Here is a 25,514-nt window from a genome sequence, read left to right as displayed (position 1 = left end):
ATCAAGCATTATTAGTAAAGTAAAAAATTTCCTCCGGTTTATTGATGATCTCAATCCTTTGATCGGGGTAATATTTAAGACCTCCCCCAAAAGGAATGCCTATTCCTTCCTTGCCAGATTTGAGTACGGCACTTTTTAAATCTATCCATTGGTTTACCTCGTCATGAGCACCGATGATGAAGGGGACGAGTTGCATCATTTCTTCGTATTTATCATCAGTTGTAAAGGGTGTCTGCCAGCCCAGTTGAATAGCACCGGCTGATATGCCTATTAAAATTGCCCCTGATGTATACTTTTTCTTAATTATATCTACCGTTTTGGTTTCCAGCAATCTTTGCCAGCCCTTATTTACATCGCCACCGGCCAGCAATATAACATCAGCTTTTAACAGGTTCTCTTTATCGATTGAATTAAAGTCAGCGGAGATCATACTACAATTGGTAATATGTAGGTGTTTCATGCCCTCTTTAAAGAGCTCATAAAACTCAGGCTGGTCACCATTTGACCATCCAATATATGCGGCTTTGATATCAGGCTTATCGATTTCAGTAATAATTGACTGAAGAAAGTGCTGCCCGGCGGCGTTATGTGAAAACAGTAGCTGACTATCGGACAGTAGATATATTGGAAGTGTGTTGTTCATCAAGATTAAGTCTTACGATATTGATAATCAAATGCTTTATTAATTATTGCTTTCTAGGCATTTTACATAGAAGCGTCGAAGTTAATGTTTTGTCTGTTGCATAAGAAAAACATCATCTGAAATTGGTCTTAAAAGATAGCAGGGAGCATTGTGCCCTGTTTAAAAAGTTGCTATTTTATGAAGCAATGAATTGAGAAGGTATCAATTGAATTAGAAACTTATGCTCGCAAAAAAAGAACAAGCCATACTCAGAAGTAAGATATTTCGGCATTTGGACGGAATTGTTACAGCACCTTCAGCATATACCCTAAAGCAGTATGGTGTTACAGATTTTTTGCTTGTGGAGAAGAGGGCAGACCTTAAAACAATAGCCACTCAATTCAATGCAAATGATGGGTATCTTAATGTAGCCCTTAGGGCTATGTGCTCTCAGGGATGGCTTGATCAGCAGGTTGATAATGAGGCGGATCAGGTAACTTTTGAGATTAATGACCATTCAGAAATAGCCTTTGATTTTTTTAGCCTTTATAAGGATGCAGTGGAGTTACTGGTTTTATCGGAGAAATATCATAACCGTAAGTTTGAAATGGAACCCTTCCAAAAATTGGAGGTGGTTTTTAGCAAACTGAAGCATGAACATGAGAAATCTGCCTATTCCAACCCATTGGAGGAGGAAGTTCATCAACAAATACTAACGCATATTGAAGGAATAGTAGTAGGCCCAACGCTCGTGCACCTTGGTATGAGCGGTATGTTTCATAAGTACTTTATGGAGACCCGGTTTAAAGCGGAGGAATTTCATAAAGATGCCGATGGTTTTGGGCGCTTGCTGGATATTCTTACTCATCTGAAATGGTTTAATAAAATCAATAACACTTACGAGTTTACAGAGGAAGGTTTGTTCTTTGCAAAGAGGGCTAGTGCTTATGGCGTAACCGTATCTTATATTCCCACGCTCAGAAAGCTCAATGATCTGATTTTTGGAGATCCCATAATATTAAAAGGGACAGACACTAATGGGAATGAGAAGCATGTAGATCGCGAAATGAATGTATGGGGAAGTGGTGGTGCGCATGCAGCTTATTTTAAGGTAGTCGATGAAATTATCATTGAGATCTTTAACAGACCAATCGACGAACAGCCTAAGGGTATCCTGGATATGGGCTGTGGTAATGGAGCTTTCTTAAAACATTTGTTTAATGTAGTAGCTAATCAGACGCAACGAGGAAGGGTGCTTGAGGAACATCCACTATTATTGATAGGGGTGGATTATAATGAAGCCGCCTTGAAAGTATCAAAGGCGAATCTGATACAGGCGGATATTTGGGCTAAGATTATTTGGGGAGATATTGGTAAGCCGGATATACTGGCTTCTGACCTTAAGGAAGCGTATAATATTGACCTGAAGGATTTACTCAATGTACGCACCTTTCTGGATCATAATCGCATCTGGGAGGAACCTGAGCAAAAAGATGACCTGAGAATAAGTTCCTCTACCGGAGCTTATTGCAGTGAGGGTAGGAGGCTGAGTAATAATTTGGTTTCTGAATCGCTCAGGCAGCATTTCAAAAGGTGGACACCCTATGTAAAGCAGTATGGATTACTCCTTATTGAGCTTCACACCGTAAGCCCTGAACTCGTAGCTCAAAATCTGGGCAAAACTGCAGCTACTGCTTATGATGTTACTCATGGCTATTCTGATCAATATATTGTTGAAGTAGAGGAGTTTATCAAAGTATTACAGGAGGCTGGCCTTTCTCATGATAAAGAGATGTTTAGAAAATATCCGGACTCCGATTTGGCAACAGTGACCATTAATTTGTTTAAGGCTTAGTAGTCAATAGTCTTAGTGTAGCGGTTGTAGGATATGTCCTCCTTTTCACTAACCCTAAGTTGAACGGAACATTTCACTTTACCAGAACTTCGGTCATAAATAGTAGTCTTATCCCGTTCTTTAAAGAAACTGTCCCATAAGAGCTCGTTTCGTAATGAATACTTGATAAATGAAAGCTCACTTGCGTCTGCACCATGGTGCGGCTGCCTTTACCTATTCCTATTCAGTAAGGAAGAGCATAGAGAATTCTTCTTGGAATTGATTATGTCTGGTTGACTACTTGATAAAAGTTGGATGTTATATTCATTCTTTAATGGAAAGTAAGGAATGTCATACCTGTTAAAATCTATTATATCCATGATATATGTTTTGGGCTTGGAGGGGATCAAGCCGAAAACCTGCGGAGCAATTGTACTAAGCATAGATTCTGGAAAGCCTGTAAAGGAAGAAACTAACGTTTTTAAATCCTCTGAATTGACTCCTGAAAGCTTTAATTTTAGCATTGAAAGACTCAGCTGCGGCATTGGTGCTTCTACGTTCAAAATAATTGAGGATAGTCAGATAATGTTGCTGGATCGTCCTTGAAACGGTGTTGAAGGATTTAAACTGAGTATTACTTAATGAGTACACCTGACAATGTAGGACCATAAGCTTAGTATTTAATGAGACAATGCTAATAAATAAAAAGTAAGACAAGGACAGCCTCAAAAAGACCATGGGATCTCCGGTTTATTACGAGATGATCTGGGGTCTGCTTTTTTTGAGAAAGTGTCCTGACGTTTTCATTATTATGCGAAAAATCTTGATCATTTATGTACTGTTTGTATCGTGTATGAGTTCACGGCCATCGGATGGACAAAAAAGTGAAGTGGAGAAGGTGAAAGAGCAATTAAGCAGGTCATGGTCGATAATATCTATTGGAGGCAATGATCTTAAGACTTATGAATTCGCTCGCAAAGCTCCAGAGCTAACCCTGAATCTGGCAGACAAAAGGCTAAAGGGATTTGGTAGATCTTAATGAGAACCAACTTGACTTTGGAACAATCTCTTCAACCAGAATGATTTGTCCTGATATTGAGGTTGAACAACAGCTATTAAAACAGTTGAGCGGTAAGTCTTATCAATTTAAAATAAACAGTAATCAACTGGTGCTGCTAGAGACTTCAGGAAACAAAATAGTAATGGAGAGTAATTAATAATGAGATTTTAGGCAAGTATAAGTGTCCAATTGAACATCTCAAATCAAGCTTTAAATTGAAAAACTAATAATAAGAATGAAAAAAACATCATATATATTAAGTGCAGCGGTTTTAGTAATAATGGTTGTCTTATCCGGGTGTAAAAATGACGATGATAACGGGTTGTCGCCTCATGATCAGGCAGGTAATAATTTTTCAGGAACCTGGGTAGTGGATGAATCAGCACGAGCGGTCTTATACCAAACCGAGGATAGAACAGCAGGCTATGCTGATTTTTAATTAACAATAAATTATGATAATGGGCAGGGGAAAGGAACATACAGTGCTTTTAGGAGACCCGTCAGGAGTTTCTCCTTGGCCGGCAAGTGGGGGATGGGAGTTTGAAGAAGAGTCCCCGGCCTCTCCTCTTTTACCGTAATCAGAACCGGTAATGAGAATCTACCCGTGGTAGTGTCATTGACTGAAACAACAATGACTTTAAGTTTCGTATTTAACGATAGCGTTCATCAGGGAAGTCGTACAGCTTCAGTAAATGGTGATTGGACGTTTAATCTTTTGAAGAAGCAATAAGTAAAAGCTAATGTTAAGAACTCCAATCAAAGGTAGTTGCTAGAGCTTACGGGAAGAATATATTTGGTTGGTGTTCTCAACTTTTGAAAATTTAATTATAGTTCCCAGATCCCATGATCTACAGCTCAATGATCTCGTCTTCAATAACTTGAAAAGAAAGTCTCAAGAGGGTTTCTTTTAATTTATTTATCAGTCGAGCTTCCCAAGCTTGACGATTGTGAAGAAGATATTTTTTATTCTTCAGAAGACTTCACCTCTCAGTTGTGTTCCAAAATTATTCAAAAGGTTAAACTGTCAGATTTACTGATAAGACCGTGTATCTCTTGTTTATTATTATTTTCATATTTAATATTGACGGATTGAATTCCGGAGGCCAGTAGTCGCTTTAGGTTGATGAACCATTCTTTTGCTTAATATTATTATATATTAAGCATTTTTATTTTGATAAAAAATGATTTTAAGTAGAAAATATAACTTAGTACTTGTTCCGCATATTTATTCAAATCAGACGGATGATTTCAATAGAATAGCAAAATACATTGAGACGAATACAGAGGATATCAAGGTTTTTGTATTAGAGGATACTGAAGAGAATCTGGCTGTTGGTGATGAATTAAAAGGAAAGCCTACTCTTGTTTTTGCTATATTTCCTCTTCAGCACCTGGATGAACTCCCAGGAACTATCTATCAGGGTTCGAGAATGGACAAGTATGATGAAATACGGGCTTTACGATGTAATGATCTGCCTGTGCCTTTTACTCGAATTTTATCAAAAAACTACAGACCTGATATGAATGAGTTTGGAGACTATGTAGTTATGAAACCAGTTAGAGGTCTTCAGGGGGCTGATGTCAGGATTGTGAAAAATTCAAAGGTAAAGTGGAGAGAGCCTAAAACCAAAGCTGCAGACCACACTCAAATGTGGGTTATCCAGGATTTTATTTATACTGGCAAGTGGCCAGTCAGCTATCGAGTTACATCCTTGTTTGGTGAAGTATTATTTTCAGTGAAAATAGAGGCCGATAAGAGCAGGCAACCTTTGGAGTCGGCTGATTCCTTTAAAGATTTTGGCGGTTCAATAGTTTCAACAGGTAAAGGTTGTGATTTTACGCTCAGTTATGATGAAGATATTATAGGACTAGGCGAGGAAGCGCATAAAAAAGCATTTCCTGACGTACCACTTATAGGGTGTGACATTGTTAAAGATCCCAATACAGGTGAAATTTATATTATAGAGGTCAATTCACTCGGACTTGTGTGGCATTTCTCTTCACCAATGGGCATCAGTTCACAGAAGCATTCCAACATCAATTACGAATCCCAATTTCAGGGCATTGATAAAGCAGCCGATATCCTTATAAGAAAAACAAGGTCTCTTTCCTAATCAATAGGTTTTAATTTGTTAATGATTTAGTACTATATTTGTCGTTATTTTTATTTTAATATACAGTTTATTGTTTTAGTTCTTATTTTTGAAGTTTTGCTTCAGGGCAGGGAGAAAAATTAATTGCTCGTTAAGTGGGTATTGTTATAGGAATGCCAGGATTTGAAACTCTAACATTTGAAAATGAAGGTTGACCTACTGCTTGTCGTTGATCACTTAAATGTGGAATGTGGTGTTCGATATACTTACTTAAAGTTTATAGAATGGTGTGAATCTGCTGGTATTACCCTGGCGTTGGTATCTGATTTGGATCATAATCTTACTTTCAAATCAGTACGGGCACAACTAAATTTGGTTGTGAGGGATTCTCGAGAGGGGCTTGTTTTGAAAAGAAGGCCGCTATACGCTTTAGTAGAGGGAGAGGACGTAATACATGAAGATCTTCTGAAAGGCAATATTGACTACAGCGATGTCGAATGGCTGGATGCCTGGAACGGTGACAGGGGTTGGTATCCGGACTTTTTCCGAAAGTGTGAAGAATTTGCAAACTCTATTGAACCAGCTAAAGTTGTGATAGCTACGCAATCCTTTTTAGGGTTTGTAGTGGAGTCCATCTATAGAGACAAGGATCCGGCTATTTGTTTGCATACCAATTACCCATCGTTTTATGCCATTAGAATAGCTGGCAAGGAGAACGAGTTGTTCGATTATGTTGAGATGAATGCTCAGCGTCGACTGCATAAACATTTCATAAATAATAAGAATAATATATTCCTTAATTCAGATGTTTCTGAGGGGTTTTTCAGAATAGGTGAGGCATTCAACTATCAAATTTTCACTCCCGGTGTTGATACCTCGATCTTCAAACCAAAATTGAAGAGACAGAATGGTACGTTAAAGATAATGTACGTAGGAAGATTTTCAGAGGAAAAGGGTATTGACAATATTAGCACACTTACTACATCTACACCCTTTGCTCAATGGATACTCGCAGGGAAAGTTTCTAATGGTCAGAACCTGGATTTTTCAAAGAATACTTCATTTCTCGGTTATCTTGACCATGAAAGTCTTGCTGATGAGATGGCTAAGGCCGATGCTCTTGTCTTTTATGGCAAATGGGACACATTCGGAATGATCGCTCTTGAGGCGCTCAGTTGCGGACTTCCGGTATTTGCAACAAGAGGTAGTGAAATGGGACGTATAATACAACAATATGATTGTGGCTGGGAATTTTCTTCAACGCCAGAATTAATTGAATTAATAAAAACTATACAAAAAGATGGTATAAGAACAGAGGTGAAGAAAAATGCCAGAGAATATGCATTGAATATGACCTGGAAGAGTACTTTTGGAGATTTTGTTTCCAAATTGAGGCTTTGAGAAACATTTACGCTGTCCTCTGTGAATACACTTATTTTTTATAAAATGACAATCGAATATACAATTATAAATTTATTTTTTTACGATGATTGATAATTCTAACTTGACCGTAATGGTTGCTGGCGGTGCCGGTTTTGTAGGCTCAGCGATAATAAGAGAATTGTTGAAACTAAATGCCAAAGTTGTATGCTTTGACAATTATCTTCACGGCATTCCTGAGAATGTGGAAGGGTTAGATAATGTTGAAGTTGTACAAGGTGATGCGCTCAACCAATTGGAAATCATAGATGCTATTACGCGTTGTGATGTGAAGTATATCATTAACTGTATTGGTGATACTTACGTTCCCACTGCTTACAAGTGGCCTAGAAGATTTTTCGATATCAATTTGACGGCATGTTTGAATATTCTGGAAGCCTGCAAGATTTGTGATGTCAAAAGGATGCTATATGTATCTTCAACAGAGGTTTATGGAATCACGGAAGAAGAAACATTGGATGAGTATGTTTCTTTAAAGCCGGTTAATACTTATGCCGTATCGAAATTGGCAGCAGATCGACTGTGCTATACGTATTGTATTGAGCACGATGTGCCGGTGGTGACAGCAAGAATATTTAACTGTTATGGCCCACGTGAGTCAGAGCCTTATATAATACCAGAAATAATACACCAGCTAAATAAAGGTAATGTGCTAAGATTAGGTAATATAAAGGCTGAAAGAGACTTTACCTATGTACACGATACCGCCAGAGCGCTCATTAAGGTCTTGTTTTCAAATATGGAAAATGGAGATGTAGTGAATGTAGGATCAAACACCTCATTTTCTGTTGAGTGGTTGGCCAATCAAATCGCTGATATTATGAATGTGAAGGATCTAAAGATCGAAGTAGATACTGATCGACTCAGGGCTTGTGATATCGATAGATTTAGATGTGATAATACCAAATTGAAGAGTATTACAGATTGGCAGCCTGAGATTGACATGATTGAGGGATTGAAAATGACTGTTGATTGGTTTTACAAAAATGATTGCAAATGGAGCTGGGAAAGCTTTGTGAAAAATTCTAATATTTTGAAATAAATAAGAATTTCATATCGACCTGATGAAAATACCTGTAAGTAAGCCTGTTTTTTGGAAAAATGAGGAAGAATACGTCAACCAAGCCATGCAGGAAGGTTGGATTTCTTCCAAAGGACGTTTCATAGATCAATTTGAGAAGGATTTTGCCTCTCAATTTAATTATCAATATGCCTCCACAGTTAGCAACGGTACAAATGCGCTACATCTAGCTCTTGATGTATTGGGGTTAGGAGAAGGAGATGAAATAATAATTCCGGATTTTACCATGATGGCACCTGTTTTCGCAATATTACAGGCAGGTGCTATACCTGTGCCGGTCGATGTAGATTATACCTGGAATATCGACGTAGGTCAGATAGAAAATTATATAACCGATAAGACGAAGGCGATATTGGTAGTTCATAATTATGGACATCCTGCTAATATGCCTTTGATAAAATCAATCTGCGATAGGCATAAACTTCTACTTATGGAAGATTGTGCTGAGGTGATAGGAGCCAAAGTCGGTGACCAATATGTGGGCAGTTGGGGAGATGCATCATGCTTTAGTTTTTATGCTAATAAAATCATTACTACTGGGGAAGGGGGGATGATAGTCACCAATAATAAGGAGTTGTATGAAAAGGCTCATTCAAGGAAAAATATGGCTTTTGGTTGTGATAATCAATCCAGATTTAACCACTCTTCAGTAGGTTTTAATTATAGAATGACCAATTTGCAGGCTGCTTTGGGAGTGGCTCAGCTAGAATTTGTAGAACAAGCGATAGCAAAGAAAATTCACATAGCTCAGGTGTACAAACGCTTATTGGCAGACATTGATGGATTAGAACTTCCATGTGAGGAGACATGGGCAAAAAATGTCTACTGGGTATTTGGAATAGTTATAACGGAGGGGTTTGGATGTTCGAGAAATACGTTACAAGATTTGCTTGAAGAAAAAGGTATTGAGACAAGAAATTTCTTCACACCTATCCACCAACAGCAATTTTTAAAAGGATATACTTTCCCGGGTAAATATTCCAACTCTCGAAAATTGGGAGAAAACGGGTTGTATCTGCCATCTTACATGGACTTGTCAGATGATGAAATAGAAGAGGTTTGTAGTGTAATACTGCAAATTCATCGAAATATGAAATAATCATGAGTAATAATAATCACTATATTCTGGAATATAATAAGGTCAAGGTTGATGACACCATCTATTGGGACTTACACCGTGGAGGTTGGAAGTACGTAGTAGATATTTTGAAATATGAAGTTCATGCAGAAGATGGCATTTTATTTATCAATGCGCTAGAAGATCATCTGTTTCATCGTAAGCCTTTAGAACAGCCGTGGATAGCTTTTATACATCAGGTGCCTGATAATAATAATATGGTGTTTCCAGACTTAAAACGGCTGATCAATTACAACTCATGGAAAAGGAGTATCAAATATTGCAAGGGTATTTATACTCTTTCAAGCTACCTGAAGGATTTTCTGGATGCTCAGAATCTACCAGTTAAGGTTAATCGATTGTTTTATCCGATGGACTTTGATTTCGTTGAGTTCGACAAAGATGGATTTTTGGAAGGGGAGAGAAAGATAATCTTTATAGGAGAATATTTGAGGAATTTTCAACCCTTTTTTGATATCAAAGCTGATGGGTACAAAAAAATACTTCTTGATAATGAAGCTTTTAGGCAGCAGGATGTCAATATCAATGAATCCGTAGAGATTGTCGCGAGAGTGAGTGACGAGGAATATGACTCACTTTTGTCTACAAGTATAGTATTCCTAAACCTTTATGACGCTCCTGCCAATACTACAGTTCTAGAATGTATTGCGAGAAATGCGCCGATTTTGATCAATAGGCTTCCCGGTGTTATAGAATATCTGGGTGAGGATTATCCCCTATACTATAATAGTGTGGAAGAGGCAGGTGATAAATTGAAAAAATTAGATCTTGTTATGGAAGCTCATCAATATCTCGTTTCGATGGACAAGCAAAAGATAACAAAAGAATTCTTTGTGAAAAGCCTGCATGCTTCACCAATTTATAGGAGCTTGGATATACCAAACAGTCAAAAGGATAAAATATTCAAACAATACGACATTACCGTCGTCATCACCTCTTACAATCGTGTTTATAATATACGAGGGATTCTTGAACGGTTTTCCAATCAGGAATTTGATGGAACCTTTGAGGTAATCCTTTGGAATAATAATATAAGTACGATGGCAGAGCTTGATCTTATCGTCGAAGATTTCAAGGATAAGATCAATATCAGATTGATACATTCGTCAGAAAATTATTACTGTGCTATGAGGCTGGCTATGGCACATCTGATGCAGAGTGATTATTTACTTATTTGTGATGACGACGTTCAGCCGGGCAAGCATTACATACGAGATTTTTGGCAGAAATATCAAGCTTACGGGCCAGAGGCTGTTCTTTGCACAAGAGGACATAAATTTGAGCCACACACACTGGATGAGGAAACTGCTGATAAAGTGTGGGATAGAGGTAAGCACATGACATTCTATGATGAAACCAAGGAAGATATTCAGATCCACTTTTTTCATGCAGATAACTGTCTGATACCAAGAAGTATTTTGCTTAAGCTCAATAATTATGAATGGGAGAACCTCGATTTCATACTTATTGATGATTACTGGATGTCATATATCATATCTCACGAGCTCCGTATTCCGATATGGAAAGTTAAATTCGATGATAACTTTAAATTTACCCCATGTGCGGATAACAAGGATATAGCGCTATTTCACAATCCTAAGGTTCGCAAAGAAAGGGCCACCTTTTATAAATATCACATGAGAAAAGGCTGGCCAGCCTCAGTCATTGAGAATGATCATGAGAATGAAACACCAGTTGCCCCGACTAAAAGCAACGAGACTGACGAGGCAGATGTAATGTTGTCACGAGAGAGTATCCACTTTAAAGATTTTGATATTTCTATCATCATGTGTGTGTACTCAAGACTCTTCAATATCAGAGAGATACTTGATTGTTTCAGTAAGCAGTCCACTCAAAGGAGTTTTGAGTTGGTCATCTGGAATAATAATTTTGAATTCAGGAATGATCTCAACGAAATTGCAGCGATTTACAGAGATAAGTTAGATATAAAACTTATACATTCTTCTGAGAATATACTTTGCAGACCAAGACTCGCACTTTCTAGCCTGGTTAGGGGGGAGAAAGTTGTATTTTGTGACGATGATGTACTTCCCGGAATTACATATCTTGAAGAACTTTGGGAGAACCATGAAAGGTATGGGGACAAATCTTTGGTATGTGTGAGTGGGGAGAGCTTTTTATCCAATGAGTTAGACGAAGATAATCCACACCTGATTTGGAAGAAAGATAATATAAGGTGGCACACTTATGATGAACCTACGTGTGAAGTTCATTATTTTCATGCTAATAGCTGTATTCTGTCCAAACAATTATTGAAACAGGCAGCAACCTATAGCTATCCACAGCCAGAAATGGCATGGATAGATGATTATTGGTTGTCATATCTACTGTCTCATGTATTGGGTGTAGAATTACGAAAAATCAAAGGAGATGCGTTTTTGTCATTCACTAATGATAATGATAAAAATGATTCTGAGATAGCTCTTTCACGTAATCCTAATATAAAGTATCATAAAGTGGCTTTTTATCTTTATCACTATGATAGAAACTGGAGGCCTGTACTTGGTGAGGAGGTATGTGAGCCAGAGTAGATCATTGAAATGAAGATTTTAACTCACTAATCAGTTGAAGATACTCTTTGTCAGGAATGTCAGCGACATCCAGGCGTCTCGATTTCCAGAATTTTATAAATAATGGTTTTGACGCTTGAATATCGTTGATAAATTTGAGTATGGCATCTCGTCCGGTGTATTTGAAATGTGCTATTTGATTATCCCTTGAATAAGCATGATGTTGTACTGGACTGAGTTCTTTGCTAAATATTCCATAAAGGTGAAATTCGGTCCATGGTGGAGGACATTTTTCATGATTAGGGAGGCACGAGGTAATAAGATTATCTGCTACAGGCTCATCTACTAGTGATTCTATGTGTTTAAGTAACTGTCTGACGTTAGCCGTATTGAATACCTGATTGACATTATTGAAGCCAACGGCCTTGTAAGATTGTAATCCCAGAAAGGCAGCTGTCGAATATTCAAAGTTGAGATCATCACCGTTTTCATTACCTATATTATATTTGACCAGACCGTTCAGGTAAAAATCATTCTCGTCAAACCTTCTTGTAATAAGTGTATTCGAATCAAGAATGAGATAATATTCATTTTCAATGTATCTAGAGATAAGAAGTTTCAGTGCTTGCTGCATGTACCAGTTGTCGCTGTAGTACTTACCACTATAATTCCAGGATATTATTATTTCTTGGTCTGTCAGAAGAATAAAATCCTCAGATATGACGTTTTGAAAAAGCTCGTAATCCTGCTTTGGTACACTGACGTACACCTTGCCTCCAAGATTTGAATATATTTTAATATCTTTCTGTAGTTCTTGAAAACAAAGAAGATCTTGTCCTGTCGATTTGATAAATATATCAAAAACCATGTTTTGAGATAGTTGGTTACAGTGTAAAGTTAGTTGAAGTCTTTAAATCGGTTAGATTTGAAAGGTTTACAATGCTGTCAGCTAGTATTTCTGAATTTAAAACTCTAACCAGATCATTGTGTCTTTCGTGAGTTGATTTATGAATTGCATGTTTTTTAAAATCAGTGTCTTCATAAGTGCCCCAATTGAAGATTTTCTGAAATAGTACCTCGTCACATTTCAACCTCCTACCCAAACGAACAAAATCTGGCATTTCTGTAAAGTTATTTTCTTGAACAACAAAGCTGATTTCAAATCTAGCTAGTGTATTTTTCTTTCTTAGAGAACCAATAAATTCTAAATTTTCAAGTAGTTTTGAAAAATCACCTCCTCTATTCTGCAAGTAGGTCTCATGACTACATGCATCAATGGATACATGGATGTTTTTAATTAGACTATGTGAAGATGATATGCTTTCCCACATTCTTGGTGTAAGCAATAGTCCATTAGTCATCAGGTTTATTCTTAACGAAGGAAATTCCTCAGGAACTATATTTTTAAGAAAACTTCTAAGTACAGAACTTGAAAAGGGATCGCCATATCCGGTTAATATAATTTGTTTTAAGTCTTTTGAGGACGTAGAAGTAAAAATTTTATCTTGAATATCCTGCGCTTTTGATCTACCACTTTTTTTTAGCACGATATAGTCAGACCTGCATGACGGACATTTTAAATTACACGTAGGATCATAAGTTAGACTAATTTTCTCTGGTAATGGTGCTCGCACGGATTTTACGGGAGAAGTATATTTCATCAGGTGATTTACTTTTTCCTTGCTGATCTCCGGCAGCGTTTTGGCAACAAGAAAGGGGCAACGATTTTCTTTGCAGTATTTGTAAGAGCCATCAAGTATCGATTTTCTTATTGATTTAGCGGTGTCGCTGTTCCACACCTCTTCCAAAGTTAAGCCTCCAGAGAGATTGCCTATCGATACTGGGAGCCAATCTTCGCAGCATACCCAGGCGTTACCATCGGTACGGACTGACAAAAAATCAAATGGTTTTGAACAAAAAAAATGTTCCATATCGTCTTTAATTTTATTAGGCATAAATGAAAGGGGTTAATTATGAGATATTATTAGCTTTGTGAGAAATTTAATCAAGAAAAAATTTAGATTTAAAGTTCATTAAATTGTTTCAAATGTTTTTTAATCCTGATATAATTTATCACTATCTGAGAACTTTTTTAAAGATTTTTAAAAGTAATTGGGTGGCCAATTTAATTACTATATGCGGTTTGCTAATTGGCATGGCATCAGTGCTACTCGCAGGCAAATATGTTGGTTATTCTTTGACATTAGATGAAAATTATAATAATAGAGATAGGATCTTTCATATTGATCAAACGGAGAGCAATAATGGGAATATAAGTTACGATGGAAGTTCTAGTTATCGTGGTGTAGGCATTACAGCGATGAGAGAAATTCCCGAGGTCGAAAATTACACCAAATTTGATTGGCATGTTGAGACATTAATTTATGTCGATGATGATGGAGGTAGTTCAGAGAGTTTTAATCAGACAGGAATATTTTCAGTCGATTCTACTTTTACTAAAATATTTAACCTGGAGCGGGTTGATGGAGATTTGATAGGTGCCTTAGAAAGGCCTAACTCAATTATTATTACTGAAGATATAGCCAGGCAGTACTTTGGTAATACAAATGCATTGGGTAAGTCAATAAGGGCGCGGGCACCTTGGGGGCAGGAAGATATTTGGACTATTACTTGTGTCGTAAAGGATCCTCCGGCCAGCTCTAATCTGGATTTTAATATACTCTTGAGAGCCGCAGAAGAGACCAATGATCTCTGGGAAAACCCTGAGCACAATCAATATATTTTAATTGGTGATTCAGAAAATTATGAGAGCGTGGCAGCTAAAATCTCTGATGTCATCAACCGAAAGCAGATTTTCAAAGGTGATAATAGGAGCATTTCTATAACTTTAAAGCCATTGAAACCATCTTTGTCAAAATTTGAAATATTATTGATATCGATAGGCGTCTTGATTATGATTCTTTCATGGATAAGCTTCTCAAATCTTTCCGTAGTACAGTTTATGCGCAGACAAAGCGAGATGTTTATAAGGAGATCCATAGGAGCTAGTAATACACAGCTACTACTTCAATATCTTTTTGAAACGGCTCTTGTGCTGTTGGTGGCTATTGGTATTGCAGTATTGCTTTTAAACGGGGTCTATGACTATTTTTCCGGACTTGCGGCAAATCATTTGCTGCCATTAGCAAGTAATAAGTATCATATCAATACCATATTTATAGCTATCTTCATTTTAGGAGCGCTACTTCCTTCGCTTTATGTGTTGAAAACAGTATTTGTGTCTAATAATGCTGCCACATCTCAGTCACATAAATATAAATCCAGGTCAACATTATTAAAAAGAAGACTTTTGACGGGCTTTCAGTTTGCTATAGCCGTATTTATGATGTCTTTTACATACATTATGGATGTTCAGATTAAGTACTTGTATGATCTGGATAAGGGTATCGAATTAAATAATAAACTGATAATCAAACCACCGAAAGATAGCTGGGAAGGCAAAGGTGCGAGAGCAGGTTCTTTTAGGTATGAGCTAAAGCAAATATCATGGGTTGAGAATGTCTCCTCCTCATCCACAATACCCGGACAGCCGTATAGGCAGGGTGAGAATTATTCTCTGGTGGGTTCGGATGATAAGGTATTAATGTATGTAAATAATGTTAATAGAAAATTTTTATCTACATACTCTGTCAAAATAATCTTCGGGAAGGATTTTCAGAAAAGTGAAAAGGAGTTGAATAAAAATCAAGTTCTAATTAATGAAGCTTCATTGAAATTGCTAGGGTTAGAAACTGCTGAAGCTATAGGAGAGCGCCTGAATGATGATGATAATAATGTATATACAATTATAGGCGTATTTCAGGATTATCATAAAACTTCTCCGAAAGAGAAAATAGGCCCCATGATAATGAAATTCAATCCTGTAAGAGGGTATTTCACTGTTAGCTATGCTGCTGAGCAAAACCCACTTTCTGATAAAAGGGTAGAAGAATTAAGGGCTATATGGGATAAAGTGTACACTGATCAGCCGTTTGAATTCATTTCATTAGATACCTACTATAAAAATCAATTCAATGATGAAAGTCAGCTACTAAGAGTAATGAAACTTCTTACTTTTATAGCAGTGTTTTTGGGTTGTTTCAGTCTTGTTGGTTTGTCACTCTATGAAATTACCGATAGTAAGTTGGAGGTGGGCATAAGGAAAACGTTTGGAGCTACCTCATTTCAGATAATTATTCTTTTTGTTAAAAAATATCTGATTCTGTTTTTGGGTGTGATCTTGATGATTTTACCAATTGCTTACTACTCAATAGGTCGATGGCTTAATGATTTTCATTATAGAATCGATATGAACATAGCGCATATACTTCTTCCAGCTCTTATTTTATTATTTGTATCATTGCTAACCATAGTAATTCAAATAGTCAAGGCGAGTAATGTCAATCCTGTTAAAGTGATCCGTGAAAAATAGGCTCAATTTTTTTATAGTATATAAACTGATTTAAATGAAAAGTGACGATATTCTTTCTCTTCAAAGGGAAATACTAAATAGAAGAATTTTTTTAAATCCATTTTCAAATGATACCCTAAATTTTTCTCTATGTGAATTTCTTATTTCCTTAGAAAGGAGAAATGCGCTGCTTGATTTTGATACTAGTAATTACGTCAGAAAATGTCGATTTTTTCTTGAAAATATTGAGAATATACAACCAAAAGTAGCGGAGCTTCTAAAGTCATACAGAGATTATCTTGAGGTAGAAACACAGTTTACATCTTTGGAAACCAAGGAGCTCGATATTGATGAAGTGGGTATACCAAAATTGATATACCCTCAAACATTGAGTTACATAAAGGATACCTGCCAAGCTATCGGTCGTGAGTATCAGGATTGCAGTATTCTTGAACTTGGCCCTTGGATGGGCGCTACAACCAATATCCTAAATAAAAACCTCAAAAATAATAAAGTACATGTCTATGACCAGTTCTTATGGGAGGATTGGATGTATTCTACCTGTAGAGATTTGGATAATCCAAATTTTGAGTCTTTTCAAAAGGGTCAGTCTTTTAGTGAAAAGTTTAAAACGCTCGTAAATCCTAAAGATCATGTGACAATTCATGAATGTGATATATTGAATCATGATTATGATTATATAACACCTGAGTCTGTTGTTTTATTGATCCAAGACTTTACAGATGAGTATGAGTCGATGGTTTCAATATATAATAAGTTGAGAGATAAGCTAGTGCCTGGTAAATCTATAGTTGTTTCTCCTCAGTTTGGTAATTTAAATGCTACTGGATTAATTAGATTTCATGCTGAATATAAATCAGAACTGATTCCCTTACACAGAACCAGATCTGCGATGCGTTCATTTGTTTTTAAACCGTAATTTTGAGGGAATGTCTAGTTTTACGTGTGAAGCTCATATTCTTCGCCGCTCTTTTCTATTATAGATTTAATTTTCTCAAGAGAGACGCTTAAATGATCTCCAAGGTACGGATTTTTAAGCAGAGTGCTAGGAGGGAGTTCGCCCTTGCAATCTATATATGCGTAGAGAGCGCAGCCGATGGCTATACCCATGTCAGAGGTATATGGAGGTATCCATATACCTTTATATAAGCCACGTTCAACAAGTTCTCTGTTGAGGCTGACATTTAAGAAACAACCACCAGCACAACATAAATAGTCATTTTTCTTGTCTTTAAGTATAAGGTCGACTATGCCTTGTTCAAAATCATGTTGAAACTGAGCAATATCGTGTACAGATATTTTGTTATAGGCTGACATGTCATTCAAAGTGGAATCAGCTTTGAGAAACTTGTTTGCACTTTTTTCTCTCTTACCAAACCCGGCTAGTGCCATTACTTTACTCTCATAAAATCCACGGCCTTGTACATTAAAAACGTTTTTTGAGAATTCATGATAGCTTAGACCCAATTGACAATCCAAATACCTAGATTTAAGATTTATGGCGGTCTTGTCTCCGTAAAACCATGCGCCAAGTCCAAAATCGCCTCCTCCGTCAATACAGAGAATATCAGCCTGGTCGTAAGATGATGTGAAGAATGAACTCGCAGCATGGGCATGATAGTGGCTGACCCAAGTGCAATCTATTTCAATTCCCTCGACTTCAAGTTTGCCATGGCTCAGGCCGCTATTATTATCTAATGTCAGATAGTCACCTCGATAGTGATATTCACGCTTTAGAGAAGATAAATTGCCTCCTTTTTCTTCAATTTGGTCCATATTCGGAGAATTGAGGTAGATAGTTTCTGTATTTTTTAGTTCTTCAACAGAAAGATCGTCCAGTATGGCTAATGTATATGATTCTTTATTCCAGTGATGCCTTATTCTGGAATGCCTTTCCATTTCAAGTAAATAAATATTATCGCCATCGATTTTACAATATGCATAATCATGGTTGAGGTTTACGCCCAATATCATAGTCTTTCTGTTATAAAGTATTTGTCAAGAACGAGGAAATCAAGATCTAAAGTTTTATAAGCGGCATAAGCCTGATCCGGGGTATTAACTATGGGCTCGCCTTTGCCATTAAATGAAGTATTAATTAATATACCTATTCCCGAAAGTTTTTTGAATTCAATCAGTAACTCGTATAAATGCGGATAGTTTTCCTTATTAATTAATTGAACTCTTGCCGTCTGGTCAGCGTGAATTATAGCTGGTACAGTCTGTTCTGCCAGTGGTTTGCACTTAACAGCGAAAAGCATATAATCTAGGGAGATGTCACAAGATAATCTTTCAAAATACTTGTCAAAATCCTCATCCAGACATAATGGTGCCAGTGGTTGAAAGGCCATTCTGTTTTTTATAAAACCATTAATTCGATCTTTGTTAGTAACACTTCTTGCATCTGCTAATATGGATCTATTACCCAAAGCTCTGGGGCCTGCTTCGGCTCTTCCTCGGGTAAAACCGCCTATAAAGCCGTTAAAGAGATATTCGGCTGCAGTTTGTGCCGAATACATCAATACTTTTTGAGACATAAAAGAATTGAAGATTAAAAAATAATACTATATACTATCAATATGATAGCTTTTAATAAAATAAAACTTGCTAAAGTTAAGAATTAAATAATTAAACTTAACTGCCTATATTTGTTTTTTTAACTTGAACATTTTGCTTAAATATTAATTCCAGTTAACTATTTTTTTAATTTTTGAAAACGGTTACTTATGTCCCTCAATTCGGTATTGAGATGGGTTTTTGTTTTATTTTTCATTAAAAATTGTACAATCAACTATTAATCTCGGATTATTATTGACTAATGACTCCGGGGAGCTATAAGTTTGTTTCAGTAATGGATAAGATTGACTATAACTTTAATTTTGCACATAATATTCCAGCTTTGACCATAGTTTTTTCCAGTTTTGGAGTACAAACTTATTTTGAGTTCAAAGGCTTTTTGAGCAGAAGTTTCCCTGAACATAATTTTTTGTTTCTAAAGGACAGTCAAAGATCTTGGTATTATAAAGGAATAAAAGGATTTTCTAACTCTCATGATGAAACGCTCAATAAGTTGCGTTCAGTGATCAGCGAGCATAATTTTCAAAGTGTCTATACACTAGGTATGTGTGCTGGAGGTTACGCAAGTCTGCTTTATGGACATCTTCTTAAGGCTAATCGCATCTTTTGTTTTTCACCTCAAACGCTTTTAAATGGATCTATACCCAGCCGGTACATGAAGCACTTAACTAGAATAAACGAGGATTACAAAGGTCATAGATATTTGGATTTGAGTCAGCTTGATCTATCAAATGATACCATTGACCTGTTTTATGATCCCAATCATGAGCGAGATCAGCTACATGTGAGCAATCTTATTTCTAAATGGAATAACACTAATGTAGTAGGTACTACCGGAGGACATTTTGTGGCCAGGGAGATGCGTGACAATGGGCGTCTGAAAGAAGTGCTAAGTCCCTATTTAAATGCGTACGTTTAATATGAAAAAGCGATTAGGTATTATATACCATTCGAGTATTTTTGATGAAAGACGTGGGTTTATTGAGCACTCAAGATCTCTTTATGATGAAATCATCATAATCCATCCAGAAAGGGTGATTTATGAGTACAGAAGAGATAGTGTTTATCCATTAATGTGGATGGATGGTGTATCGCTCAATGATTTATCCATGGTATATTTTCTTGAATATGGAGATTGTACAGCGCAACAGTTATTATTGTTGTTAGGTAATCTGGAGAAGGATGGATGTCCGCTAAGTACCGGACTGGAAAGATTTGTTCATTGTTATAATGGCATAACGGACAATATAGGAAAATGCTATGAATTGTTACAAACCAAAGGTTCGAATGTCAGAACAAATAGTTACTTGATCCACAGCAGAGCTATGGTGGATGAAACTCTGGCTATGGCCGAGAAAAACGGAGATTTTCCTCTTCTGAACAAGCCAATCAATGGACTTGGAGGAATGGGAATTCAGAAATTAAAGACTCTGACGCAAGCGCGTCAGTTTATCCTTGAAAATTTTGATGAGGGTGAGCGAATTATTCTTCTCGAACGATTCATACGGTTTGTGAAGGAGTGGAGAGTTTATATAGCAGATAATAATATTATCTGTGCCTATGAAAAGCATGCAGGAGATAATAGACTCCTTAAGAATCTTTCAAGAGGAGGTAAAATGATGCCTATCGAAGAGGATTTTGAGTATGTAGAAGAGTTTCTTCTTAAAGCACTTCCTCAAGATTGTAGGTTAGGCCTATATGGGATAGATGTTGGCTTAAGTGAAAGTAATCACTATCATTTGATTGAGATAAACACGGTGTTCTTATATCGAAATGTGCTTGAGGTTACTCATGTAGACTTACCACGTCAAGCAGTGCAGATACTAGCCGAAAGAGCCAGGATATTAACCTAATATAATTTTTCAACATACTAAAATTTTAATACATGGGAGGTCATGTACCAAATAGCAATGTAACTTCTATATTATCCTTTAAGCCCGGACATGACGGAAGTATTGCTTACATCAAAGACGGCAAGTTGGAGTTTTCTTACGAAGCGGAAAAGGACTCTCATGGTAGGTATTCACAACTTAACGCATCCACTATATTTGATGCATTTCAGTATATTGATGATATTCCTGATGTAGTGGCGATCAGCGGATGGGCTAAAACGCTCGAGTTTGATGGCTTGGCAGACATAGGATCGGGATATGCTGGGATTGACTTGCCGCATATGCAGTCACAGAAGATGAATTTTATGGGTAGGCAGATTGATATGTTTTCGTCTTCTCATGAGAGGTCTCATCTTATGGGTACTTACGCCATGTCCCCATTCGCACAGGGGGAGCCCTGCTATGCTTTGATATGGGAAGGTAGATTTGGTGATTTTTACGAAATAGACCCAAGTCTAAAAATTAAAAAACTCGGGACAGTAATGAATCAACCCGGTGTGAAATACGGTTTTCTATATCATCTGGCCTCGGAAGGTTCTGCTAAGATAAGCAATAGTTATTCTGGTAAGGTGATGGCCTTGGCCGGATTTTCGAATAGAGGAGAATTGAATGAAATTGAAAAGAAAACAGCTGATTTTATACTAAACAATACGGTTTATGATGGACTGGAAGATTACATGGAGTGGTCTCCATTCTATAACGCAGGGGTGGAGGATGCTGATTTTAAAGAGTTTTGTGGAAAGTTTTCTGATCTCATATTCAATGAGTTTTTAGCATTTGCTCAAAAGAATTGTAAGAAGGGATATCCGCTCTTAATATCAGGAGGCTGTGGATTAAACTGTGAGTGGAATAGTAAGTGGAAGAATTCAGGCTTATTCTCCGATATATTTGTAGCGCCTGTTACAAATGATACAGGCTCAGCGATTGGGACGGCTGTGGATGCATTATACCATCATACAGGTGTTGCCAAGGTTTCTTGGGATGTTTACTGTGGACAGGATTTTAAGAAACATGTTGACAACTATTCTGGAGTAAAATTTGACAGGCATGACTTTGATGCTAAATCTGTGGCGAAGTTGCTCAAAGACGGTAAAATTTTCGGTCTTATTCATGGTAAGTGCGAGATAGGGCCTCGGGCTCTTGGGAATAGATCAATTATAGCAGCTCCTTTTACTCTGGAATCAAAGCGAAGAATTAATGCGATCAAAAAGCGGGAAGACTATCGTCCTGTGGCTCCGGTATGCCTGGAAGAAGATGTTGCAAAGTTTTTCGACTGGGATCAGTCTAGCCCCTATATGCTCTACTTCCAAAAGGTAATTTCACCCAAATTAAAAGCTATTACCCATGTGGATGATACGGCCAGAGTGCAGACCGTGACTCAAACCTCCAATGCTCATCTTTATAATATCCTTAATGCATTTAAGTATGAAACTGGTTTTGGTGTGCTATGCAACACGTCACTGAATTTTCTTGGTGTAGGTTTCATCAATAGTTTGCATGATATTAAGCATTTTGTAGGTACAACCGACTTGGATGGTTTTATTACCGATGATAGTATTTACTTAAAGCAGTTGTAGTAATTATAAATAATCAATGAGATAAGATGAGCATGGAAAGGTATGATTTGGGAAAGCTTTCAGTAATTATGGAAGTCAAGGTTGATTCCGAAGACAGGATTAACAATCTACATTTTGTAATTGACTATCTGTGCTCTTATCTTTCTAATACTGAGATAATTATTGTAGAGCAAGGTGAGCATCAGAATGTTTTTCTTACTGAACAACAATTAGCTTCTGAAAATCATTTTCAATATCAATTTATCCATGATGCAGGAACCCATTATAAAACAAGAAATTTAAATCTGGCGACGAGTCTGGCCACTAGGCCCGTGGTAATGATGATTGATGTGGATGTTTTAGTAGAGCCTAAAGTAATCTTTAAGGCTCTTAAGAGAATCGAAAAAAATGAATGGTCAATACTATCTCCACATAACGGTATTATGGTGGAGATATCAAAATTTTTTATTCATGCCAATAGTGTAAAACAGTTGACTGATAGCCTTACTTTTTATCCAAGAAATTATCGACAGGAGATTGAGCAATATGACTTGTCCAATATGTATCCTATATATGGAAACAGCGATTATTTTAGTACAGGTGGATGTATAATGTATCATAAGAAGGCGTTCAGCCTTATAGGAGGATGGAATACTAATATTATTTCCTATGGATATGAGGATATGGAGTTTGTTTACAGGGCAAAAAAACTTGGGCTAAAGCACTATACTTTTAAGTCTAATAATATATACCATTTAGAGCATTATAGAGGAGTTGATAGTCGGTACAATGGGTTTTATAGGAGTAATGAAAAAGAGTGGCATCTAGTAAATAGTATGGATAAGGAATCTTTACAGCTATATGTTCTCAATGGATTCAAAAAATTGGAGCTTAATGCCAGTAATGAATATAGTTACTTAAATGATTCATCAAATTACTCTTTGTCCATTGCGCAAAATTCAAAGATGGATCTTTCTAATTGTGCCATTCTCGTATTAATAGATGATATAAACACAGATTATTCATTCTCTCTGAATTGTTACTTAAACTATCTGGAGAATTACTTTAAGAACTATGTTGTACATATAGTTGAATCAGGATCAGATTGTGGAAGTATGCTTAGTTATAAACTCGGTGTCAACTATCATTTGTACAAGAGTAAAAAGGACATCACTTATCATCAGTTTCTATCCAAAATTATCGATGCGATTAAGCANAAAAAGGACATCACTTATCATCAGTTTCTATCCAAAATTATCGATGCGATTAAGCATACATTAGTGCTGGTTTGGGATTATAAATCTTTTATCAAACCTGAGCAATTGGATATTGGGATATCCCGATATGCGAAAGATAATATAGAAAGTATAACAATAGAAGATTCAGGATGGGCGGCTCGTAATATACCTCGATCAGAAAAAAAAGGTCATGGACTACGAATTACCTCTGTTAAATCGCTGTTAGCATTGGCGGAGTTATCAAAAAAATCTGTTCACCAAAGAGATTAGAGATTGTGAACTGAAACCGTAAGTTTACCATTTTTAAGATGTAACGTTTTGTCACATTTATCCAAAAGTGTAGGGTCATGTGAAACCAGAATAAGAGTCTTGTTTTTTCGAATGGAGGATAGATTGTTGGCAATTATCTGTACTGACTGCATATCTATCGATGCTGTTGGTTCGTCAAGAATTGTCAGGAAAGAATCTCTGTACAAGACTTTGGCTAGCGCCATTTTTTGCTTCTGCCCTTTTGAAAGTTCTTTGCCTCCGAATACGGCACCTAATTGGGTTTGATATCTTCCGCTCCATTTTTCTATAAATGTGTCAGCACTACTCAATTGTGCACTTTCTTGAACTTTACGTATGTCAGGTTCTTGGTGTATATTACCTATGGCGATAGCCTCTTGAGCTATGAAGCGGTAATCCTGATACTCTTGATTCATAATGCCAAGGTAGGTCCACCACTGATCTTGATCGATGGTGCCTAGGTCTATGCCGTTGATGAGAATTCTGCCATTACAGGGTTTGTATATTTTACAGAGCAGCTTTATTATAGTCGATTTGCCTGATCCGTTTGCTCCTGTGAGTGCAATCATTTCGTGTCTACTGATGCTGAAAGAAATGTCTTCGAGTACCCATCCTGCTGAAGAAGGATATTTAAACCGTACATTTTCAAAGACTATCTCGGGCGCATCTGTGAGCTTGAATGATGAATTGGATATCGTTTTGAATCCTGATTCTGTATCTAAAAATTCAATAATGTCTCTGACACTTAGGTGTTCTTCATATTGCCTGATAAGATTATTAAACAGGTTATTAATGGCAAATTTAGTTCCATTGAGTACACCTATAGAAAATATGAGATCGCCAACTATCAATTCTTTGCCTGAATGTGATAGTAGGATCAAATATATACAGGTGATATAGCCTGCCAGGAATATGAGTTCAGAAAAAAGCGTGAAAAATACTTTTTGCTTATGGAGTTTCTTGTGCTTTTTATGAAAATTATTGAGGATCCTTTCGACCCAATTAATAAACTTGGGTGTTATCTGAAATAGTTTGGTCTCAATTATACCATGATTATCAACAAAGTATCTTTTTAAGTCTAAAAACCTTCTCTGTTCAGGAGAATCCTCGTGCCTGATATTCCATACATCAGCACCATATTTAAACTGAACGATCAGGCTGGGTATTGATGATGCTAGCAGGATGACAAACCCAAGAGGATGAATTCCTATGGCTAATACCGAACCAACTATAAATGAAACCATTAGGTTGAGCATGGTAAATTGCTGTTCTGAAAAACTTACCAATGGCGCATGCCCCTTATGGAATGCTCTCTGCATGAGATTTTGGAAATCAGGATTCTCGTATTTGGCAATATCTATATCAATTCGTTTCTGAAGGATTAATACCTCAAGCTTTTCTGTTAAATTGAATTTCCAAATTTTGTTTACATATAGCCTGAGTTCAGATAGAATCTCCGGAATGACGACAGTGGCGGCTAAAAATAGTATGCCCAAGAAAATGGGTAGGGCTTTATATGCTCCATTGTTAATTTCTATAGTGTTTATCAGGTATCTCAATGCATCGGCTCTTACGAAAGGCACAGTTGCAAGTGATAGCCCCATTATAACCATTATAATAGAGGATTTGGATGTGTATTTAAATGACTGGGTCATACACGCTTTGGTGCTTCCCCAGTAATCATTAATGAAAGCTGTTATTCGTTGAGTCATTAATGTGTTTAAATTGCTTG

22 protein-coding genes are annotated in these 25,514 nt (G+C 36.8%); 15 read left to right on the top strand and 7 right to left on the bottom strand.

Translation table 11 applies throughout. From position 1 onward, the window contains the following. Position 1: 1 nt before the first annotated feature. Positions 2 to 643 carry a Type 1 glutamine amidotransferase-like domain-containing protein gene (locus JMN32_RS05610; RefSeq protein ID WP_202855323.1) on the bottom strand — a complete coding sequence of 214 codons (642 nt, stop codon included), beginning with the start codon at positions 641 to 643 and terminating at the stop codon, positions 2 to 4. Positions 644 to 863: 220 nt separating this feature from the next. Between JMN32_RS05610 and JMN32_RS05605 the strand changes: the two genes are divergently transcribed. Beyond that, a complete protein-coding gene (locus JMN32_RS05605; RefSeq protein ID WP_202855322.1) occupies positions 864 to 2,477 on the top strand; it encodes a class I SAM-dependent methyltransferase in 1,614 nt (537 codons plus the stop codon). A 414-nt stretch (positions 2,478 to 2,891) separates the two neighbouring features. Here the strand turns inward: JMN32_RS05605 and JMN32_RS05600 are convergent, their stop codons facing one another. Next, positions 2,892 to 3,125 (bottom strand): transposase, encoded by a 234-nt coding sequence (locus tag JMN32_RS05600; RefSeq protein ID WP_449528500.1) that lies wholly within the window; start codon positions 3,123 to 3,125, stop codon positions 2,892 to 2,894. 142 nt (positions 3,126 to 3,267) lie between these two features. On the opposite strand from JMN32_RS05600, the gene JMN32_RS05595 reads away from it, so the two are divergent. The 8 genes from JMN32_RS05595 (at position 3,268) to JMN32_RS05560 (ending at position 11,820) form a co-directional block, all read left to right on the top strand. Then, on the top strand, positions 3,268 to 3,495 hold the full coding sequence (locus JMN32_RS05595; protein WP_202855321.1) for a hypothetical protein: 228 nt from the start codon (positions 3,268 to 3,270) through the stop codon (positions 3,493 to 3,495). Next, on the top strand, positions 3,482 to 3,673 hold the full coding sequence (locus JMN32_RS05590; RefSeq protein ID WP_202855320.1) for an META domain-containing protein: 192 nt from the start codon (positions 3,482 to 3,484) through the stop codon (positions 3,671 to 3,673). Before JMN32_RS05595 ends, JMN32_RS05590 begins: the two co-directional genes overlap by 14 nt. Before the next feature lie 78 nt (positions 3,674 to 3,751). Next, entirely contained in the window at positions 3,752 to 3,955 is a 204-nt protein-coding gene (locus tag JMN32_RS05585) for a hypothetical protein (protein WP_202855319.1), read from the top strand. A gap of 742 nt (positions 3,956 to 4,697) precedes the next feature. Then, positions 4,698 to 5,630, top strand: coding sequence for an ATP-grasp domain-containing protein (locus JMN32_RS05580; protein WP_202855318.1), 933 nt, complete (start codon positions 4,698 to 4,700; stop codon positions 5,628 to 5,630). Positions 5,631 to 5,813: 183 nt separating this feature from the next. Then, positions 5,814 to 7,010 (top strand): glycosyltransferase, encoded by a 1,197-nt coding sequence (locus JMN32_RS05575; protein WP_202855317.1) that lies wholly within the window; start codon positions 5,814 to 5,816, stop codon positions 7,008 to 7,010. An 85-nt stretch (positions 7,011 to 7,095) separates the two neighbouring features. Further along, positions 7,096 to 8,091, top strand: a complete 996-nt coding sequence (locus tag JMN32_RS05570; RefSeq protein WP_202855316.1) for an NAD-dependent epimerase/dehydratase family protein — start codon at positions 7,096 to 7,098, stop codon at positions 8,089 to 8,091. A gap of 22 nt (positions 8,092 to 8,113) precedes the next feature. Then, complete coding sequence (locus JMN32_RS05565; protein ID WP_202855315.1) at positions 8,114 to 9,229, top strand: DegT/DnrJ/EryC1/StrS family aminotransferase; 1,116 nt, start codon at positions 8,114 to 8,116, stop codon at positions 9,227 to 9,229. 2 nt (positions 9,230 to 9,231) lie between these two features. Further along, entirely contained in the window at positions 9,232 to 11,820 is a 2,589-nt protein-coding gene (locus tag JMN32_RS05560) for a glycosyltransferase family 2 protein (protein WP_202855314.1), read from the top strand. A 1-nt stretch (position 11,821) separates the two neighbouring features. Here the strand turns inward: JMN32_RS05560 and JMN32_RS05555 are convergent, their stop codons facing one another. Next, positions 11,822 to 12,667, bottom strand: a complete 846-nt coding sequence (locus JMN32_RS05555; RefSeq protein ID WP_202855313.1) for a DUF6492 family protein — start codon at positions 12,665 to 12,667, stop codon at positions 11,822 to 11,824. Between the two features lie 16 nt (positions 12,668 to 12,683). Further along, entirely contained in the window at positions 12,684 to 13,754 is a 1,071-nt protein-coding gene (locus JMN32_RS05550) for an SPASM domain-containing protein (RefSeq protein WP_202855312.1), read from the bottom strand. A 161-nt stretch (positions 13,755 to 13,915) separates the two neighbouring features. Here JMN32_RS05550 and JMN32_RS05545 point away from each other — a divergent pair, with 161 nt between their 5' ends. Next, entirely contained in the window at positions 13,916 to 16,231 is a 2,316-nt protein-coding gene (locus JMN32_RS05545; RefSeq protein ID WP_317191763.1) for an ABC transporter permease, read from the top strand. Between the two features lie 34 nt (positions 16,232 to 16,265). Then, on the top strand, positions 16,266 to 17,150 hold the full coding sequence (locus JMN32_RS05540; protein ID WP_202855310.1) for a hypothetical protein: 885 nt from the start codon (positions 16,266 to 16,268) through the stop codon (positions 17,148 to 17,150). Positions 17,151 to 17,170: 20 nt separating this feature from the next. Here JMN32_RS05540 and JMN32_RS05535 read toward each other — a convergent pair whose 3' ends face one another. Together JMN32_RS05535 and JMN32_RS05530 are read right to left on the bottom strand one after the other, a co-directional pair. Then, positions 17,171 to 18,205, bottom strand: a complete 1,035-nt coding sequence (locus JMN32_RS05535; protein WP_202855309.1) for a carbamoyltransferase N-terminal domain-containing protein — start codon at positions 18,203 to 18,205, stop codon at positions 17,171 to 17,173. Next, on the bottom strand, positions 18,202 to 18,768 hold the full coding sequence (locus JMN32_RS05530; protein ID WP_202855308.1) for a carbamoyltransferase C-terminal domain-containing protein: 567 nt from the start codon (positions 18,766 to 18,768) through the stop codon (positions 18,202 to 18,204). Before JMN32_RS05530 ends, JMN32_RS05535 begins: the two co-directional genes overlap by 4 nt. Before the next feature lie 314 nt (positions 18,769 to 19,082). On the opposite strand from JMN32_RS05530, the gene JMN32_RS05525 reads away from it, so the two are divergent. From JMN32_RS05525 to JMN32_RS05510, 4 genes are read left to right on the top strand one after another with little or no spacing between them, the layout of a single operon-like run. Beyond that, the gene (locus tag JMN32_RS05525) at positions 19,083 to 19,727 is read left to right on the top strand and encodes a hypothetical protein (protein WP_202855307.1); all 645 of its coding nucleotides are present in this window, start codon (positions 19,083 to 19,085) and stop codon (positions 19,725 to 19,727) included. Position 19,728: 1 nt separating this feature from the next. Beyond that, positions 19,729 to 20,661: an ATP-grasp domain-containing protein gene (locus JMN32_RS05520; protein ID WP_202855306.1), complete on the top strand. Its 933-nt coding sequence runs from the start codon at positions 19,729 to 19,731 to the stop codon at positions 20,659 to 20,661. A gap of 32 nt (positions 20,662 to 20,693) precedes the next feature. Then, on the top strand, positions 20,694 to 22,277 hold the full coding sequence (locus tag JMN32_RS05515) for a carbamoyltransferase C-terminal domain-containing protein (RefSeq protein WP_202855305.1): 1,584 nt from the start codon (positions 20,694 to 20,696) through the stop codon (positions 22,275 to 22,277). A 26-nt stretch (positions 22,278 to 22,303) separates the two neighbouring features. Next, positions 22,304 to 23,764, top strand: a complete 1,461-nt coding sequence (locus JMN32_RS05510; RefSeq protein ID WP_202855304.1) for a glycosyltransferase family 2 protein — start codon at positions 22,304 to 22,306, stop codon at positions 23,762 to 23,764. Here JMN32_RS05510 and JMN32_RS05505 read toward each other — a convergent pair. Further along, positions 23,761 to 25,494, bottom strand: coding sequence for an ATP-binding cassette domain-containing protein (locus tag JMN32_RS05505; RefSeq protein WP_202855303.1), 1,734 nt, complete (start codon positions 25,492 to 25,494; stop codon positions 23,761 to 23,763). The two genes, JMN32_RS05510 and JMN32_RS05505, sit on opposite strands and share 4 nt — an antisense overlap. Positions 25,495 to 25,514 lie beyond the last annotated feature (20 nt).

The sequence above is a fragment of the Fulvivirga marina genome (genome assembly GCF_016775155.1).
GTDB classification, from domain to species: domain Bacteria; phylum Bacteroidota; class Bacteroidia; order Cytophagales; family Cyclobacteriaceae; genus Fulvivirga; species Fulvivirga marina.
Note: the sequence above shows the minus strand (reverse complement) of the source record. Positions and strands in the feature narration are given on the sequence as shown.

Coding starts and splice junctions, on each gene's coding strand:
- JMN32_RS05610 (WP_202855323.1), bottom strand. CDS start 643: ATGAACAACACACTTCCAATATATCTACTGTCCGATAGTCAGCTACTG.
- JMN32_RS05605 (WP_202855322.1), top strand. CDS start 864: ATGCTCGCAAAAAAAGAACAAGCCATACTCAGAAGTAAGATATTTCGG.
- JMN32_RS05600 (WP_449528500.1), bottom strand. CDS start 3,125: ATGGTCCTACATTGTCAGGTGTACTCATTAAGTAATACTCAGTTTAAA.
- JMN32_RS05595 (WP_202855321.1), top strand. CDS start 3,268: ATGCGAAAAATCTTGATCATTTATGTACTGTTTGTATCGTGTATGAGT.
- JMN32_RS05585 (WP_202855319.1), top strand. CDS start 3,752: ATGAAAAAAACATCATATATATTAAGTGCAGCGGTTTTAGTAATAATG.
- JMN32_RS05580 (WP_202855318.1), top strand. CDS start 4,698: ATGATTTTAAGTAGAAAATATAACTTAGTACTTGTTCCGCATATTTAT.
- JMN32_RS05575 (WP_202855317.1), top strand. CDS start 5,814: ATGAAGGTTGACCTACTGCTTGTCGTTGATCACTTAAATGTGGAATGT.
- JMN32_RS05570 (WP_202855316.1), top strand. CDS start 7,096: ATGATTGATAATTCTAACTTGACCGTAATGGTTGCTGGCGGTGCCGGT.
- JMN32_RS05565 (WP_202855315.1), top strand. CDS start 8,114: ATGAAAATACCTGTAAGTAAGCCTGTTTTTTGGAAAAATGAGGAAGAA.
- JMN32_RS05560 (WP_202855314.1), top strand. CDS start 9,232: ATGAGTAATAATAATCACTATATTCTGGAATATAATAAGGTCAAGGTT.
- JMN32_RS05555 (WP_202855313.1), bottom strand. CDS start 12,667: ATGGTTTTTGATATATTTATCAAATCGACAGGACAAGATCTTCTTTGT.
- JMN32_RS05550 (WP_202855312.1), bottom strand. CDS start 13,754: ATGCCTAATAAAATTAAAGACGATATGGAACATTTTTTTTGTTCAAAA.
- JMN32_RS05540 (WP_202855310.1), top strand. CDS start 16,266: ATGAAAAGTGACGATATTCTTTCTCTTCAAAGGGAAATACTAAATAGA.
- JMN32_RS05535 (WP_202855309.1), bottom strand. CDS start 18,205: ATGATATTGGGCGTAAACCTCAACCATGATTATGCATATTGTAAAATC.
- JMN32_RS05530 (WP_202855308.1), bottom strand. CDS start 18,768: ATGTCTCAAAAAGTATTGATGTATTCGGCACAAACTGCAGCCGAATAT.
- JMN32_RS05525 (WP_202855307.1), top strand. CDS start 19,083: ATGGATAAGATTGACTATAACTTTAATTTTGCACATAATATTCCAGCT.
- JMN32_RS05520 (WP_202855306.1), top strand. CDS start 19,729: ATGAAAAAGCGATTAGGTATTATATACCATTCGAGTATTTTTGATGAA.
- JMN32_RS05515 (WP_202855305.1), top strand. CDS start 20,694: ATGGGAGGTCATGTACCAAATAGCAATGTAACTTCTATATTATCCTTT.
- JMN32_RS05505 (WP_202855303.1), bottom strand. CDS start 25,494: ATGACTCAACGAATAACAGCTTTCATTAATGATTACTGGGGAAGCACC.